This is a genomic window from Pseudalkalibacillus salsuginis (genome assembly GCF_021646685.1).
GTDB classification, from domain to species: Bacteria; Bacillota; Bacilli; order Bacillales; family Fictibacillaceae; genus Pseudalkalibacillus; species Pseudalkalibacillus salsuginis.
In genome coordinates this window covers 664,445-681,865 of record NZ_JAKJHW010000001.1, presented here as the reverse complement: position 1 = coordinate 681,865, position 17,421 = coordinate 664,445, and the positions used below count along the sequence as shown (strand labels likewise).

The window sequence follows — 17,421 nt, the reverse complement described above, 5'->3', positions numbered from 1 at the left end:
GCTGGTGTCCGGTGAAAACCAGAACAAAGGAATACTGTGAATTACCTCCTCGAGCACCTTTTGTGAAAAAATAGTAGCAAAAGGCGGTAACCTTTACCGTTATCTGAATGAAGTGGAAGCGATTGATGCTTCAAGAAGGATGGTACCGCGTATATACGTTCCTTTCATTATGAAAGGGGCGTTTTTTATTTACCAATAATCAAATTCCAAAAAAGATAGATAAAAAGGGAAGGATGAAGGAAAGTGGGAAAAGAACATATACTCACAGCTGCACAACAGGAAGAGATTGAAAAGCAGCTGACGATTTTAAAAAGGGGAACCGTTGAAATCGTTCCTGAAGAGGATTTGAAGAAGAAGCTTGAAATGTCGATTGCTACCGGTAAGCCGTTGAAGGTCAAGCTTGGCCTCGATCCATCGGCACCTGACGTTCATGTCGGACATACAGTCGTTTTACACAAGCTTCGCCAATTTCAAGAATTCGGGCATGATATCCAGCTGCTGATCGGTGATTTCACTGGTCGAATCGGAGATCCAACCGGAAAGTCGGAAACTAGGAAACAGCTGACGGATTATGAAATCAGGGAAAATGCAAAAACTTATGTAGAACAATTCGGCAAGATCATCGATATGGATAAAACGGAGGTCCACTTCAACTCGAAATGGTTGTCAACATTAAACTTCGCAGATGTACTCGAGTTAGCAGGAAAGGTTACAGTAGCCCGAATGCTCGAGCGTGATGATTTCGAGAAACGTTATAAAGCGAACCAGCCAATTTCGATCCATGAATTCTTTTATCCGTTGATGCAAGGCTACGACTCAGTGGCACTTGAAAGTGATATCGAACTCGGGGGAACGGATCAGAAGTTCAACTTATTGATGGGCCGCCAACTTCAGGAAGAATACGGGAAAGAGAAGCAAGTGATGATGACAGTACCGTTGATCGAAGGTTTGGATGGAGTCCGTAAGATGTCTAAATCCCTTAACAACTACATTGGAATTGATGAGCATCCGAATGAAATCTTCGGGAAATCGATGTCGATTCCGGATGACTTGATGATTAAATATTTTGAGCTTGCAACACCAGTTCCAATGAACGAAATTAGAGCGATTGAAGAGGGTATCCAAAGTGGAGAACTACATCCAAGAGATATGAAAATCAAACTAGCAAAAACATTTGTGGAGATGTACCATGGCATGGATGAGGCAGAGCTTGCTGAAAAGCATTTCCGGACCGTTTTCTCAAAAGGGGCCTTGCCTGACGATATTCCTGAACATGCCTGGAAGGGCGAAGACGAAATTTGGATTGTCGATATGATTGTAAATCTTGGCTTGTTGAATTCAAAAGGGGAAGCACGCCGTATGATCCAGAATGGCGGAGTGAAGATCAATCAGGAGAAAGTGGATGATGTTCAGCAGCAGATTGCAGTTGAAGACGGCATGATCATCCAAGTTGGTAAACGGAAGTTTGTCAAGATAAAAAAATAAATAGGGAAGAGCCGTCAGTGGACGGCTCTTTTTCCTGTGTTAAGAATTTTTTGCGATTCCTTTTTACTAATTTCTAGGATTCAGTTTGTTTTTTCTAGGATTATGTTCAAAATTTCTAGGATTCAGTTTGTATTTTCTAGGATTCCTCTTCAAATTTCTAGGATTATACTCAATATTTCTAGGATTCCTTTTCTAATAAACAAAGCTCTTACAGCGACTTGAAGGATTTCAGAACCCGGTGTTGAAGTTATATCTATCTAGAAAGAACGGAGGGATTTTTTGAGCCCAAAGATATACTTTAAATCATATAAAATCGAAAAACTGGAAGCCTTAATCAGAAGAATTGTCTCAAACCATTCTGCAAAAGCCAGAGCGGAAAAGTGGTTAGCTACAAGTAAAGCAGGAGACCGTGGGGAGCGGTCATTAGATTATCATTTAAGTTTCCTGGATGACTATGGTCACGACATTTTTCAAGGTTTGCGCTTAACCAGTGGCAAATATCATTTTCAAATCGATATCCTTCTGACCCATCCTAATTTTTTCGTAATTCTTGAAGTGAAAAATTTATCTGGTAAATTGATCTTTGATACTGAATACAATCAGCTTATACGCCAACAAGAGGATAGGGAGGATTATTACAAGGATCCCATCCAACAGGTAAACCACCAGCATTTTCAACTCGAAAACTGGTTGAAACGGCATAGATTCAATGATAGGATCCCGATTTATTCTTTCGTAGTCATAGTAAATGAAAATGCCAAAATAGAACCAAAAAACGAAGACGGTCTGCTCAGCAAAAAAGTGATTCGGGATACCAAGCTATTAGACACAGTAATATCCCTTCATAATACCCATAAAAAGACTTTCTTCACCCATAATGACCTCCAAAATCTTCAGGAACTCCTCATCAAAAAGCATATTCCGAGCGACCCGGAACTACTCAATCTGCTTAAACTGAATAGGGAAGACCTTTTAACAGGGGTATTTTGCCCTGAGTGTTCTCGATGTCCGATGAAAAGAATCCATGGTAGATGGATTTGCCACGATTGCAGTACAATCTCCAAAAATGCCCACCTTCAAGCCCTTCGTGACTATGCTCTGTTGATCAACCCGGCTATCACTAATGTAGAATTAAGAAAATTCCTGCATATAGATTCAGAAGCAGTGGCGAATTACCTTCTCATTTCATTGGATCTTGATTATGAAGGCATTACAAAAAGCCGCATCTACAACTTGAGTCTACTTTTAAAGCGAATAAATGAATGACATGCAATCGGTTTCGTATCATTTAAATCAATAATAAAACCCCTAGACGAGATGCCCAGGGGTAGTTCAAGCTCCTATTAACGTGAGTAGAACTCGACGATAAGTGCTTCTGTGATTTCTGCTGGAAGTTCAGAACGCTCAGGGTAACGAGTGTACGTTCCTTCAAGCTTGTTTTCATCAATTGTAAGATATTCAGGTACGTAGTTGTTTACATCCAGTGCTTCCTTAACTATGTCAAGGTTACGGGATTTTTCACGTAAACCGATCACTTGTCCTGGAGCTACACGGTAAGATGGGATATCTACACGCTTACCATCAACAGTAACGTGTCCGTGACCAACCAATTGGCGAGCTTGACGACGTGTACGTGCAAGTCCTAAACGGTAAACAAGGTTATCCAAACGAGATTCAAGAAGAATCATGAAGTTTTCACCGTGGATACCATTCATTTTACCTGCTTGGTCAAACAAACGACGGAATTGACGTTCGTTAACTCCATACATATGACGAAGCTTTTGCTTTTCTTGAAGTTGCAATCCGAATTCAGAGATTTTCTTACGCTGGTTTGGACCGTGTTGTCCTGGAGCGTACGGACGCTTTTCAAGTTCCTTTCCTGTTCCGCTAAGGGAGATTCCTAAGCGGCGAGATAATTTCCATTTTGGTCCTGTATAACGAGCCATTAATAGCTCCTCCTTCACCATTTTTTTGTTGTAAAAAAAACAGTGCCGGTGTGATCGTTCATGTGTTCATTATGTTTTCATACACCTTCACTTCGACAGCATGAAGCTACGCGATGCACCTTGAAATATTTTATCAGCCGCTATTACAAGGAACATAATGAGAGGGCTCACATGAATTCACATGGCTGTCTTAATTTACACAAAGAACAGTGTATAACGTTTGAGGAGTAAAGTCAAGAGAAAGTCCTGGCATCTGTCTTTCTTTTATACCTCGCATTGTTAATTCCTTAATCGTTAATTTCCTGCGAAAATGGATTGAAGTGATCCAAGACATAAAGAAAATCGGAAGCGGTCACTGCTGGCTCTCGCCTGGCTTGCTTTTCCCGTAGGTTTGTTGCGACTTACTTTTAAACACTTTCTGTGAGGGAAATACAAAAATAATTTAACACAAAATGACATAAGAGTGTGATAGGATAAATTTAGAAAACGCTTTCATTCGCGTATAGAAAAAAGGAGTGTTCAGGAGTGAAAAAAGACAACAGGTTTGAGACAAAAGTTATCCATTCAGGCTACTCGTCTGATCAGCATCATGGCGCGTTAGTCCCTCCAATCTTTCCGACTTCCACCTTCGTCTTTCCTGATGCAGAAACGGGAGAACATCGATTTGCCGGTGACCAAGAAGGATACATCTATTCAAGGCTCGGCAATCCTACGGTGAAAATGCTTGTGGAGCGCATTGCTGTGTTAGAAGGGGGAGACAAAGGTTTGGCCTTCGGTTCAGGAATGGCAGCAGTGTCTGCAGTCCTGATGGGGTTGACTAGATCAGAGGATCACATTTTATGTTCTCAAGGCGTATATGGATGTACATTCGGGCTTCTCCAAATGCTTCGGGATAAATATAATGTAGAACACGACCTTATCGCGATGTCTCATCCGGATGTAATCGAGGGTTATATTCGTCCGAATACGAAAGTCATTTTCATAGAAACGCCGATCAACCCGACGATGGAACTCGTCGATCTTGAAATGATCGGAAGAATAGCTGCTAAATATAATATTAAGGTCGTGGTAGACAATACTTTCTGTACACCTTACCTGCAAAGACCTTTAGAGCATGGTTGTCATATCGTCATCCATAGTGCGACGAAATACATCGGCGGCCATGGTGATGTTATTGCGGGCCTTGTCGTAGGTGACAGGGAAACGATCGACCTTTTCGCTGCTACCACACAGAAGGATATAGGTGGAATCATGTCCCCTTTTGATGCATGGCTATTACTTCGGGGTTTGAAAACACTACCTGTCCGTATGGATCGTCATTGCGATAATGCAATGTATATCACACAAAAACTAAAGGGGCATCCATCAGTGGAAACGGTCCATTACCCAGGTGATCCGGATTTTGCAGATTTTACAATTGCTCAAAAACAGATGACGCGTTTTGGGGGACTTATTTCCTTTAAAATCAAAGGGGATAAGAAAGACGCACAGCATCTCATCAACTCGCTGAAATTATTGAAGATCGCTGTAAGTCTTGGTGATGCAGAAACGTTGATTCAACATCCGGCTACCATGACTCATGCTGTGGTGCCGAAGGATGCTAGAGATCGAATGGGCATTTCCGATAACCTGATCCGTTTATCTGTCGGGCTTGAGGCAAAGGAAGACATATGGGAAGATCTCGAGCAGGCTTTACAACAACACATAAGTAAAACGAAAACGGTATAGAGTAAAAAAACGAGGCGCTCTGATAGAAGCCTCGTTTTTTAAACCAAGGGTATACCCTGGAAAACGTTCTCCTGATTTCTGCTAAAGGAATTCCGTTAAGGCTTGTACGAATCGTTCAAGATGTTTTTTATCGATTTCATCAAAACGTGAAGTAACAGGACTATCAATATCAAGAACACCGATAACTTTCTGATCTTTCAAGACCGGAACGACGATTTCAGACCGGGATGCTGCGTCACAGGCGATATGGCCAGGGAATTGATGCACATCTTCAACAAGCATTGTTTTCTTATCTTTGACTGCAGTCCCGCATACCCCTCTCCCAACTGGAATTCTGACACAAGCCGGCAGTCCCTGAAACGGTCCTAAAACAAGGTCATCCTCTTCCATCAGGTAGAAACCGACCCAATTGACTTCATTAAGGAATTGATTCAAAAGTGCTGAGGCATTTGCAAGGTTCGCAATCTGGCTTGTTTCACCTTCCAATAATGCTTTCAACTGTTTGTTGAGCATTTCATAATTTTCTTCGCGATTTCCTGCGTATGATTCGACGTGAAACATGTTCCTTCTCCTCACAATCCATAGAAATTAGTCCTATGATATCAGAATTTGTTGAAACTTTCATTAGATATGTCGAGAGGTTTTCAAAGGATTTCCATAGAAAATGAAGAAAGTTGTTCAGTAATGAATGTACATTGAGGTGATTGCCATGAAGAAGGCTTTATCCATCACCAAAGAAAAAGTCGCAGAATCAGCCGCCTCCCTTTTCAATAACAATGGTTATGCCGGGACTTCTGTACGTGTTATCGCTGAAAAAGCTGGTGTGAATGTTTCTCTGATCTCTTACTATTTTGGCGGGAAAAGAGGACTGTTGGAATTTTTGATGTCGTCATTCTTGGAAGGGTATCTTCATGTATTGCAAGACGCTTACGATCGACTGGAAAAAGACTCGGCAAGCAATTGTCTAATTCATTTGATCGACGAAGTCATTCTTTATCAACAAAACCGTTCACAAGCTGCAAGGTTGGTTCATCGTGAAATCAGTATCGATACCACGCTTGTCCGTGAAATCATGACTACCTACCTGATGAAAGAGAAATTCTACTTGAATGCCATCCTTGAGCAAGGAGTGAAACAGAAGGAGTTCAAGCCTTGTTCTAAAAACATGGTGACGATGCAATTGAGAAGCATGTTATTCATGCCTTTTCTATATCCGCAATATGTCAGGGAAATCTATCAATTTTCTGTACATGACCGCTATTTTACTTCGAAATATTTAGACGTTTTACATGAGTGGGTGAATGAAACATTATGTATCCAGTATGATTCCAAAACGATTTCTGGAAAAGATAATGAAAACATAGCAAAGCCGAGTCTTGGCACAGGCTGAGCCAGTTTGGTTATCTTTAAAAAGCAAAAAAGCACCGCTTGCGGCCCTTTACATCGGCTGCATCAGCGGTGCTTCTTCCTTTAACTTCCCGAAACCCTGTCCAAGCTCACCAGCCCTGTGGGCATCGGAACCATAAATTAGAGGAATGTTTCTTTTCAAAGCCTCGGATATAATCCATTCTGGTGGATAAGGTTCCCGACATAAAGGTTTATTTACACCCGAACCATTATAGTCTAACTGTAATTTTTGTTTGGCGATCAAATCAATTGTTTCTAAAATTTCGTTCTTGTCGATATCAACATTTGGATATTTTTTCTGGAACTTCATTACGAGGCTGATATGTCCGATCCTTTTTGGTTTATATGCTCCCAGTTCTGCAAGAACAGATTTTTTGACCGTATTGTAGTACAAGGAATATAAATCTTGGATGGAATCAAATTCACGAAGTATTTTACCGAACATATCAGGGCTGTAATCCATACAGTAGTAACCAGTTTTTGCCTTTAAAAAATGGACGGATAAGATTGAGTCATCAAGGTATGGTCCATAACGGTTCAAGAATGAAGCCGTTTCATTTTCGAATCCATCGATATAATCAATCTCTAAACCTGTCTGAATGAGGATATCTTTTCTATATTCTTTTTTCAGCTGATTAATTTGTTCAATATAATTCTCAAGTTCTTCAAGTTGCATACTGCTGTCTTTATCTGGAGTAGGGTCTTCAAACCCGTCAGGCAAAGGTGCATGCTCAGTAAATGTCAAACCCTTGTACCCTAGATTGATTGCACGATCGATGTACAGATGGAATGAGTCTTTCGTGCCATGAGGACAATATGGGGTATGGATGTGACCGTCATAAATGTTCATGGTGTTCCTCCTAAATTGGTACTTTTGTAAGAAAAAAGCAATTTTTTATCTAATTTCAGAAAAAATGTAGTTCTAAAAGTAGTATACATGGTATTATAGTAGTTACGATGAACGCCGAAACTCGATGATATTTAGCGAAAAACGGTTGAATATGTCGATATTTTATATAAGTCTAATATACATAATTGAAAAAGGGAAGAAAGGATGGTCCCTGTGATATATATTTTTATTGTGCTGATCGTATTGCTCTCCGTATTTATTGGGTACGGTACATATATTCGAAAGAAAATTTATGATCAAATCGATCATCTTGAAACACAGAAAGTCAATATTATGAACAGGCCGTTATCTGATGAGATTGCTAAAGTGAAAGCACTTGAGATGATCGGGGAAACCGAAAAAAAATTCGAAGTATGGCGCGAAGAATGGGATGACATCGTAACTGTCCAACTTCCTGGCCTTGAAGAGAATCTATTTGATGCAGAAGATGCAGCTGATAAATACCGCTTCAAGAAAGCGAGGAACATTCTAAGTGACACAAGAAAAACACTCTTCTCCATAGAAGAGAAGATTGATGAAATCTCCTCTGAAATCAATGAATTTGTGGAAAGTGAAGAATTGAACCGAAAAGAAATCGGGAAGCTTAAAGAGAGCTACAAAGATCTCCGGAAGCATCTCCTTACGCATTACCGAGCACTTGGAACGCTTGTAGAGACATTCGAAAAGCGCCTGGAGAACATTTCTGAAGATTTTACGAGCTATAATGAAGAGACGGAAAATGGAAATCATATAGCGGCTCGCACCTATATCATACAGCTTGATAAAAAAATCCGCCGCCTACAATATGAATTAGAAGTCGTTCCTGAGCTTCAATATCAATTGCAGTCTGAAATCCCTGAAACGCTAAAGCAGTTGAAGGAAGGTCTGGAGCAAATGTCTGATCAGGGATTCCGGGTGGAGCAACTTGGTGTTGAAAAAGAACTTGAAGTGATCGACTACGCTTATCAAATCGTCAAAGAGCAAGTGAATGCCGTAAACATTGAAGATGCACAAGAAGAAATAGCTCAAATGAATAAGAAAATTGAGGAGCTTTACGACAGGCTTGAAGCTGAAGTCTTAGCAAAGCAATATGTGATGACAGATGGAAAAGAAGTAAAGGCAGAAGTTGAAGAGCTAGGTGTAGAAATCAACAAGATAAAAGAAGAAACGAATGTCGTTCGTTTGAGCTACCAAATCGAGCAAGAAAACATCGAATTGCAAGAACGGTTGGAATCTTCCTATGAAAAATTAGAAAAGCGGGTAAGAACGATTTTCCATTCTGTAGAGGAAAAAAACCAGACCTATACCTCTGTTAAAGAGATGCTGGAGAGCATAACGAAACAATTAGAAGATTTACGGGTCATGACGGAAGTATATCAAGAGAAATTGCACAACCTGCGTAAAGACGAATTAGAAGCTATTGAAAAGATTCATGAATTCCGAAAAAAGCTGATCGAGGCTAAGAAAGAAATCCATCGAAACAATTTACCGGGTCTGCCGGAACAATATTATGTATCCCTTCATGATGCTGAGAACAAATTACAGACAGTTACAATGAAATTGAATGATAAACCATTACAAATGGGTGAAGTCCTTCACAGGTTGATTGAAGCGGAAGAAGCCATCGTCGAAGTACATGCTAAGACTTACAAGCTGATTGATCGGGCAATATGGGCGGAGCGGCTCATACAACACGGAAATCGATACCGAAGACAGTATGTGACTGTAGCTGTAAAGCTATCAGAAGCTGAACAAGCCTTCCGTACGTATGATTATGAAGAAGCCATGGAGCATGCAGCAGAAGCTCTACAAACGGTCAATCCCCAGATCATAAGGGACCTTGAAGAAAACTATCAACAAGAAATGGAAAAAGTTCATTAAAGAAAAGCGAATCCGTAATTGGATTCGCTTTTCTTTACGTTAAGAAAGTATAAAAATTTTGGTTGCGGTGATGTGATGTCCAGCTCCAACGCTCAACCCCTTGGATCCCTTCAGTCCTCCTGCGGCGGCCGACACATTGATTAGGTCGAAGTGTTACCCACGCAGAACCGAACTTTGTTTGGTTCGAGTCTCCTCGTCGGACTTCCAGTGACCTTCGTGGCTGATCAGGGAGTTTGCGCTTTTCTTTATGCTGAAGATTTTTCATTTACCCAGGGGATTGACAACGCCTCTTTAGGCTTTATTAGGTGTGATGACGTGGTTTTGTGATCGTCCGATGACATATCCTATGATCGCTCCGATCAATGAAGGAATCACCCATCCTACACCTTGCTCGTAAAGCGGCAGATAGGCACTCATGACATTGTTGAACACAGTTATATCAACATTCATTTGCTTTAAGGCATCAAAGATGCTCACAACTCCTGCCCCTAACAGCCCGCCTATATATACTTCTCGATAGCCTCCAAAATGGCGATGCAAGAAGGAATAGGCGACTAATGCAATGGCAAGGGGATAAATGCCGATCAATACTGGCAATGTCAAGTTGATCAATTGGGTGAGGCCGACATTGGCTACAGCTGCACTGAACAAACATAATACAGCGATGATCAATTTATACGATACTTTCGGCATGATTCCATTGAAATATTCGCCACAAGCTGTTACTAATCCGATTGAAGTTGTCAGACAGGCAAATGTAATGGCTATTGCCAGCAACATGATGCCAAATTGACCGAATAAAAGATCTGCGGCTCCAGTTAGGATCGCTCCTCCATTGTCACTTTCTCCTAAAACGTTTCGACTAGTTGCTCCGATATAGGCAAGTGAGAGATATACCAATGCTAATCCGCTGACAGCGATGAACCCTGCTTTTGTTGTGGCCTTAGCAATCTCTTTTTTATCAGTAACCCCTCGGGATTTTACAGCATTGATGACCACAATTCCGAAAACGAGTGCTGCAATCGCATCCATTGTCAAATATCCATTGATGAACCCGGTAAAGAAAGAGTTGGATGCGTACTCACCTGTAGGAGTTGAAAAGTTTCCAATCGGATTGATAATTCCTTTAATCACGATAAGTCCGATCACAAAAATGAGAATCGGTGTTAAAATCTTACCGATCCGATCCACAAGTTTCGTTGGATTCAAAGCAACCCAAAATGTAATCGTGAAAAAGATGACTGTATAGATGAATAATGGCAAGCCGTTCGGATTCATTGTTTCAGGCAAAAAAGGAACTGCACCTATTTCAAATGCAACTGTACCTGTTCGTGGTATTCCGAAAAAAGGTCCAATCGCCAAATAGATTAATGTTGAAAAGATGATGGCAAAAGCAGGATGGACTCGACTAGCTAAATCCTTCAACGTTCCCCCTGTCAGTCCTACGGCAACTATGCCTACAAGCGGCAGGCCGGCACCAGTGATCAGAAAGCCGAAAATGGCAGTCCATACATTGGTTCCTGCAGTTTGACCAAGCAGAGGAGGAAATATCATATTGCCTGCTCCGAGGAATAGAGCGAACATCATAAGTCCGATAGTTAATGTTTCTTTAAAAGGAAGTGATTTTGTTGCTTTCATGCTGTAAAACCTCCGTGCAATTATCGACTGAAATCATTGAGTTTTCTAAAATCGGTTAAAGCTTAACATAATCTTTATATAAAATAGACACTTTAGAAAAAAGTTGAAAAATTGTATCGATTCCCAATGTTTGAACACCTCTTAATTTCTTGCATATATTTCGGCTTTCTTCTGAAACTAGTAGGTGAACGACCTTTAAGAAGAAAAGTATTTTTTGTCATTTTGTGTCGAGTACATACGTTTTATTTCTTGGTTTGGAATCAAGCCTATATATGCTATTATTAAATGATGCAGTAATACGAATATAAAAGGGGTAAAGGAATAATGATTTATTTCGATAATAGTGCAACTACAAAACCTTATCCTGAAGCACTGAAAACATATATGACGGTCTCTGAGAGTTACTTTGCGAATCCTTCATCGATCCACCGCTTAGGAGGAGAAGTGGAAAAGTTGATCAGTACTGCGCGCAATCAAATTGCTGGCCTCCTTCGGGTGAATCCTGGTGAGGTTGTATTCACTTCAGGTGGAACAGAAGCGAATAACCTGGCGATAAAAGGGATTGCAATTGAACATCAGACACGGGGGAAACATCTGATTTCGACTGAAATTGAACATGCTTCCTGTTATGAATCCTTTAGGCAGCTGGAGCATCTCGGCTTTGATATAACGTTTCTACCTGTAGATAGGAATGGTCATGTGTCAATCCAGGACCTTCGGAACGCAATCAGGCATGATTCGATCCTTGTCTCTGTCATGCATGTCAATAATGAAATAGGGACGATTCAACCTGTGGAGGAAATCGGTCAATTTCTAAAAAAACATCCGAAGATCTTTTTCCATGTCGATCACGTCCAGGGAATAGGAAAAGTCCCCCTTCAGTATGTACAATCGGGTGTTGATCTATGTTCTTTCTCGAGCCATAAATTCCATGGGCCAAAAGGTGTTGGAATCTTATATATTCGCAATGGTGTAACGCTATCGCCTCTGCTTCATGGAGGATCGCAAGAATTCAAACATCGGGCTGGAACAGAAAATATACCTGGAATCATTGCAATGGCAAAAGCTCTCCGTTTGACGATGGAAAAATCAAAAAAAGAAATGGATGGGCTTCTTCGATTAAATCGTCTTTTACGGTCAAAATTGGTGGAAATTGAAGGAGTTGTCCTAAATACACCTGAGAAACAAAGTGCCCCTCATATCATCAATTTTTCTGTTCCGGGTATCAAGCCAGAAGTGTTGATCCATTCTTTAGAAGAAAGAGACGTTTTTGTCTCGACAAAATCTGCTTGTTCCTCTAAGTCGACAGAGGTCAGCAGGGTATTGGAAGCTACAGGCTATGAACTTAAACGGGCAAGCAGTGCTATCCGTATAAGCCTGAGTTTTGATAACACAATGAACGAGGGAGAACGTTTTATTGCCATCCTTGAGGATATTCTTAATAATTTAACGAAAGTAATGAGGTACTAATATGATTTACGACCATATCATTGTCAAATACGGTGAGTTGTCACTTAAAGGGAAAAACAGACATCATTTTGTAAACCAGCTTAGGGATACGATCCGAAGAAAATTGAAGCCTTTTGAAGGTGTCACAGTAAAGAAAGCGTTTGATCGTATGTATATTGAGTTGAATGGAGAAGATCATGAACCGGTGGTAGAAAAGTTGCAAGAAGTATTCGGTATCCAAGGATTGACCCTTGCTGTCAGAACCGATCTTGAATTGGAAAACATCCAAAAGACAGCACTTAAGGCTTTGAGAGAAGCAGGTTCTTCAGTAGAGACATTCAAGGTTTCCACCAAACGTAATTATAAGCAGTATCCCCATGATTCACAGGAGTTGAACCATTTGATCGGCGGTTATGTATTGAAACACTCCGAAAACATTACTGTAGATGTCCATCATCCTGATGTAGAGATAAAAGTGGAGATCAAACCGGAAGCAACTTATATCAGTTGTATCGATTATCCCGGCGCTGGAGGGTTGCCGATCGGAAGCAGCGGCAAAGTCATGCTGATGCTATCAGGTGGTATTGACAGTCCTGTCGCTGGATATCTGACAATGAAACGGGGAATCCGCCTGGAAATGGTTCATTTTCACAGTCCCCCTTTTACAAGTGAAAGAGCAAGGCAAAAAGTGGAGGACCTGACGAAAGTTCTTACCAAGTTCGGTGGAACGATCAAAATGCATGTAGTTCCTTTTACAGACATTCAAAAAGCAATCAAAAAACAAATTCCGGATAATTACAGTATGACCATCATGCGGCGGTATATGCTTCGAATCACAGAGCAGTTGGCAGCCCAGAATGATGCTCTGGCGATTGCGACAGGGGAAAGCCTGGGTCAGGTAGCCAGTCAAACCTTATCCAGCATGAATACGATCAATGAGGTGACCAACTTGCCGATCATCAGACCATTGATCACAATGGATAAGATCGAAATCATGGAGATATCAAGGAGGATCGGGACGTACGATATCTCAATCCGACCATATGAGGATTGCTGTACGGTGTTCTTGCCATCTGCTCCCAAAACAAAGCCTCGACGGGAAAAAGCGAATCGATTTGAGCAATTTATGGAAATCGATGCACTTGTCGAGGAAGCTGTGGGTAATACCGAAACAGTTTATTTTAAAGAGGACGCCGAAACCCGTCATGATGCGTTGGAGGACTTGTTTTAACCTTCCTTCTCTTTCAAGATTTACCACCCCCAATCGAGTATGAATTCATCTTTACCTCCGTAACCTATGCATACAAAGGAGGTGAATATCATGGCTCGTCAATCAAACAAATTGGTCGTACCTGGTGCTGAACAAGCTCTTAACGCTATGAAGGCTGAGATTGCTTCTGAATTCGGAGTACAACTTGGTGCTGACTCTCCAGCTCGTGCTAACGGATCTGTTGGTGGTGAAATCACTAAGCGTCTAGTTGCTATGGCTCAAGGTCAACAACCTCAAAAATAATACACCTCTACAATAAGATATTGATGGAATACAGGTCAGCACAATGATGCTGGCCTTTGTGGTGTTTCATCATCCACCCAAAATAGAAATTTTCTAAAGATTATGTATAATAGAAAGTGTAAACGAATGCATAAGGAGGCGTCCACTTTGAATAACCAAGCATTAATTGCTCCTCAACAGTACAATGCAACTGAAGAAATGGAAAAGTTTGCGAATGATCCATCACGTTTAGCGATCAAGTACCGCAGCGAGCAGGGGGTAATAGATGAAATCACATACAAAGAGTTATTTGATCAAGCAAATGATTTAGCAAAGGCTCTTCTATCTTTAGGATTAGGCAAAGGTGACCGTATCCTCGTCTTGATGCCGCGTTTGATTGACACGTACAAAGTATATCTGGCCATTTTGAAATCAGGTCTTGTCGTCATTCCTTGTTCTGAAATGCTCAGGCCTGCAGATTTAAGTTATCGTATCAATCATGGGGAAGTGAAAGCAGTGATCGCTTATGAACCTTTGACTTCTCTCATTGATGAAATTGAGGAACCTGTCGAAAGTTTGGAGCATAAAATTACAGTCGGCGGATATGTTGAGGGATGGTCGACGGCCGAGGAAGTGATCCAATCGCTGGACCCATCTGTTGAAATGCCGAAAACCATACGTGATGATACGGCCTTTCTTTCCTATACATCTGGAACAACTGGCCAGCCGAAAGGTGTCGTCCATACACATGGGTGGACCTATGCTCATATCCGGACCGCAGCTAAATCATGGCTGAATATCAATGAAGGTGATATTGTATGGGCGACCGCCGGTCCTGGATGGCAAAAGTGGATCTGGAGTCCATTCGTATCTGTTCTAGGTACGGGTTCGACAGGGTATGTCTACAACGGCAAATTCGACCCGAATACATATCTAGGTTTGTTGGAGAAGGAACAGATCAATGTCCTTTGCTGTACACCGACTGAGTACCGGTTGATGGCAAAAGTGGATAACCTGAAAGATTACGATCTTTCAAGCTTGAGAAGTGCGGTCTCAGCTGGAGAACCGCTGAACCGTGAAGTCATCGATATATTCCGCAACTATTTCAATGTAACTGTCAGGGATGGTTATGGCCAGACAGAGAACACATTGCTGGTTGGTATTGTGGAAGGGATGGAAGTCCGCCCTGGATCAATGGGCAAACCGACGCCTGGAAACCGTGTAGAAATCATTAATGATGAAGGCAAGCCTGCTCAAGTGGGAGAGGTAGGGGACATCGCTGTCCATCGGGATGTACCAGCACTGTTCAAAGAATATTATAAAGATCATGAACGGACCATAATGGCCTTTCGTGGCGATTATTATCTGACAGGTGACAAAGCGAAAAAAGATGAAGACGGGTACTTCTGGTTCGAAGGCAGAGGGGATGACATCATCATCAGCTCAGGTTATACGATTGGACCGTTTGAAGTCGAAGATGCTCTCGTCAAGCACCCTTCTGTAAAAGAGTGTGCGGTTGTAGCAAGTCCTGATGAGGTTCGCGGCCATGTCGTCAAAGCCTACATCGTTTTGAAAAATCCAGCGGAAGCTTCTTCGGAGGAATTGATACCGGCACTGCAAGACCATGTGAAAGAACTCACCGCACCTTATAAATATCCGCGTAAAATCGAATTCATCGAGGAACTCCCGAAAACGACCTCGGGTAAGATCAGGAGGATCGAATTGAGGATGAAAGAAGCCAACACAACAGTATATTAAAATTGAAGGGCCGTACAGACGGTCCTTTCGATTTTTCTCGAGCAAAAACATGACTTCTCAGCAGGTTTATACTACGTTCTCCATACTAGATTTCCTAGTAAATCTTAGGTATGCTGATACAAACGAGGTTAGTGATTGGAGTGTAAAGATGAATACGTTGTGGACGAACGGTACCATTTATACGATGAAGCATGAATTTGATAAAGTCGAAGCTGTTTTGGTGGAAGACGATAAAATTATTGACAGGGGTGACCGTTCACGCCTTGAAAAGGAATACAAAATTGACCATATCGAGGATCTGCAGGGGGCCATCATGTATCCCGGCTTTGTTGATAGCCACTTACATATGATTGGTCATGGAGAAAAACTGTTACGGTTGGACCTTTCTGAAGTGATGTCAGCTGAAGAGATGAGAACGACTTTAAGGGAGAAAGTGTATTCAACATCAGTCGGGGATTGGATCATGGGCGAAGGATGGAATGAAAATAACTTTGTGGATCGAAAAATATTTCATCGATTTGAACTCGATGAGCTTGCACCACACCACCCGATGATGCTGACCCGGATCTGTCGCCATGCTTTGTTAGCTAACTCAAAAGCCTTGGAGCTTGCGGGTATCACCGAAGATACTGAGGATCCCCCAGGGGGTGTGATCGTCAGGGATTCGAATGGGCGGCCAACAGGATTTTTATTGGATAAAGCACAGGAGTTGGTGAAAAATGCCCTTCCACAAGTAACGGAGGACTATTTACAACGTGCACTGAGAACTTCTGTACAGGATCTGACCCGTCTCGGCCTTGTTGGCGGACATACGGAGGATCTCAACTATTATGGTGGTTTCAAACGGACCTATCAAACTTTCCTCGACGTTCTCAATCCAGGTCAGCTTCAATTCAAAGCGAATTTGTTAGTGCATCACGAAGTAGTTAAGGATATGCATGAGGAAGGGTTGGAATATGGAGATTCAAATGGATTGGTCGAGCTAGGTGCGATGAAGATTTTTGCTGATGGAGCCCTTGGCGGCCGTACAGCTTATTTGAGTAAACCTTATAATGACATGCCAGAGACGTATGGTGTAGCAATCCATTCATTGACAGAGTTGAAGGAGCTGGTCAAAAAGGCACGTCACTATCAAATGCCAGTCGCAATCCATACGATAGGGGATCTTGCTTTGGAATTTGCCCTTTACGCGGTTGAAGAATATCCGCCACCAGAAGGCTTACGCGATCGCTTCGTCCACGGTCAGGTTGTTCGTCCAGATTTACTAGAACGCTTGAAAAGGGTCCCTGTCATCATCGATATCCAGCCTCACTTTGTTGCCTCTGATTTTCCATGGGTGATTGAACGGTTAGGGGAAGCGAGGATGATGTATAGTTTTGCCTGGAAAACGTTATTAAAAGAAGGGATTGCATGTGCTGCTGGCTCAGATGCGCCAATCGAGACGGCGGATCCTTTGTTGACGATCTATGCAGCTGTCATGCGTAAAAAGCAAGGCGATAAACACGAAGGCTATTATCCTGAACAAAAATTATCTGTATATGAAGCTGTTGAACTATATACGAAGGGAAGTGCCTATGCTATCGGAAATGAAAACGGAAATGGGATGATCGAAAAAGGATACAGTGCTGATTTCACAATCTTGAACGGAGACTTGTTCCATATCGATCCAGAAGAAATTCCGAATATTAAAGTAGTAAAGACAGTCGTGAACAACTTGACTGTCTATCAAGCTTAAACGATGATCCGAT

The 17,421-nt window shown here is 41.7% G+C and carries 14 protein-coding genes and 1 other annotated feature (1 of these 15 running past the window's edge); of the genes, 10 read left to right on the top strand and 4 right to left on the bottom strand.

The genetic code is table 11. The features are described 5' to 3' along the window. Nucleotides 1-166: a binding site (T-box leader), on the top strand (it extends 50 nt beyond the left edge of the window). 77 nt (nt 167-243) lie between these two features. Both tyrS and L1611_RS03445 read left to right on the top strand, forming a co-directional pair. Further along, nucleotides 244-1,485: a tyrosine--tRNA ligase gene (gene tyrS, locus L1611_RS03450; RefSeq protein ID WP_236311685.1), complete on the top strand. Its 1,242-nt coding sequence runs from the start codon at nt 244-246 to the stop codon at nt 1,483-1,485. Between the two features lie 279 nt (nt 1,486-1,764). Then, complete coding sequence (locus L1611_RS03445; RefSeq protein WP_236311683.1) at nt 1,765-2,751, top strand: nuclease-related domain-containing protein; 987 nt, start codon at nt 1,765-1,767, stop codon at nt 2,749-2,751. 77 nt (nt 2,752-2,828) lie between these two features. On the opposite strand, the gene rpsD is transcribed toward L1611_RS03445, so the two are convergent. Beyond that, the gene (gene rpsD / locus L1611_RS03440; protein ID WP_236311681.1) at nt 2,829-3,431 is read right to left on the bottom strand and encodes a 30S ribosomal protein S4; all 603 of its coding nucleotides are present in this window, start codon (nt 3,429-3,431) and stop codon (nt 2,829-2,831) included. Nucleotides 3,432-3,956: 525 nt separating this feature from the next. On the opposite strand from rpsD, the gene megL reads away from it, so the two are divergent. Beyond that, the gene (gene megL / locus L1611_RS03435) at nt 3,957-5,159 is read left to right on the top strand and encodes a methionine gamma-lyase (RefSeq protein ID WP_236311680.1); all 1,203 of its coding nucleotides are present in this window, start codon (nt 3,957-3,959) and stop codon (nt 5,157-5,159) included. 81 nt (nt 5,160-5,240) lie between these two features. Here the strand turns inward: megL and L1611_RS03430 are convergent, their stop codons facing one another. Continuing rightward, the gene (locus L1611_RS03430) at nt 5,241-5,720 is read right to left on the bottom strand and encodes a GAF domain-containing protein (RefSeq protein WP_236311679.1); all 480 of its coding nucleotides are present in this window, start codon (nt 5,718-5,720) and stop codon (nt 5,241-5,243) included. Between the two features lie 148 nt (nt 5,721-5,868). Between L1611_RS03430 and refZ the strand changes: the two genes are divergently transcribed. Beyond that, the gene (gene refZ, locus L1611_RS03425) at nt 5,869-6,549 is read left to right on the top strand and encodes a forespore capture DNA-binding protein RefZ (RefSeq protein WP_236311678.1); all 681 of its coding nucleotides are present in this window, start codon (nt 5,869-5,871) and stop codon (nt 6,547-6,549) included. 48 nt (nt 6,550-6,597) lie between these two features. Here refZ and hisJ read toward each other — a convergent pair whose 3' ends face one another. Then, complete coding sequence (gene hisJ, locus L1611_RS03420) at nt 6,598-7,416, bottom strand: histidinol-phosphatase HisJ (RefSeq protein ID WP_236311677.1); 819 nt, start codon at nt 7,414-7,416, stop codon at nt 6,598-6,600. Nucleotides 7,417-7,629: 213 nt separating this feature from the next. Here hisJ and ezrA point away from each other — a divergent pair, with 213 nt between their 5' ends. Beyond that, the gene (gene ezrA, locus L1611_RS03415) at nt 7,630-9,336 is read left to right on the top strand and encodes a septation ring formation regulator EzrA (RefSeq protein WP_236311676.1); all 1,707 of its coding nucleotides are present in this window, start codon (nt 7,630-7,632) and stop codon (nt 9,334-9,336) included. A gap of 291 nt (nt 9,337-9,627) precedes the next feature. Here ezrA and brnQ read toward each other — a convergent pair whose 3' ends face one another. After that, entirely contained in the window at nt 9,628-10,974 is a 1,347-nt protein-coding gene (gene brnQ / locus L1611_RS03410; protein ID WP_236311675.1) for a branched-chain amino acid transport system II carrier protein, read from the bottom strand. 324 nt (nt 10,975-11,298) lie between these two features. Here brnQ and L1611_RS03405 point away from each other — a divergent pair, with 324 nt between their 5' ends. The 5 genes from L1611_RS03405 to L1611_RS03385 all read left to right on the top strand — a co-directional run bounded on the left by L1611_RS03405 (nt 11,299) and on the right by L1611_RS03385 (nt 17,408). Further along, on the top strand, nt 11,299-12,444 hold the full coding sequence (locus L1611_RS03405) for a cysteine desulfurase family protein (protein ID WP_236311673.1): 1,146 nt from the start codon (nt 11,299-11,301) through the stop codon (nt 12,442-12,444). Between the two features lies 1 nt (nt 12,445). After that, entirely contained in the window at nt 12,446-13,654 is a 1,209-nt protein-coding gene (thiI, locus tag L1611_RS03400) for a tRNA uracil 4-sulfurtransferase ThiI (protein WP_236311671.1), read from the top strand. A gap of 90 nt (nt 13,655-13,744) precedes the next feature. Next, nucleotides 13,745-13,936: an alpha/beta-type small acid-soluble spore protein gene (locus L1611_RS03395; protein ID WP_225064221.1), complete on the top strand. Its 192-nt coding sequence runs from the start codon at nt 13,745-13,747 to the stop codon at nt 13,934-13,936. 147 nt (nt 13,937-14,083) lie between these two features. Further along, nucleotides 14,084-15,673: an acyl-CoA synthetase MbcS gene (mbcS, locus tag L1611_RS03390; protein ID WP_236311669.1), complete on the top strand. Its 1,590-nt coding sequence runs from the start codon at nt 14,084-14,086 to the stop codon at nt 15,671-15,673. 148 nt (nt 15,674-15,821) lie between these two features. Beyond that, nucleotides 15,822-17,408, top strand: coding sequence for an amidohydrolase (locus L1611_RS03385; RefSeq protein WP_236311668.1), 1,587 nt, complete (start codon nt 15,822-15,824; stop codon nt 17,406-17,408). Nucleotides 17,409-17,421: the final 13 nt, after the last annotated feature.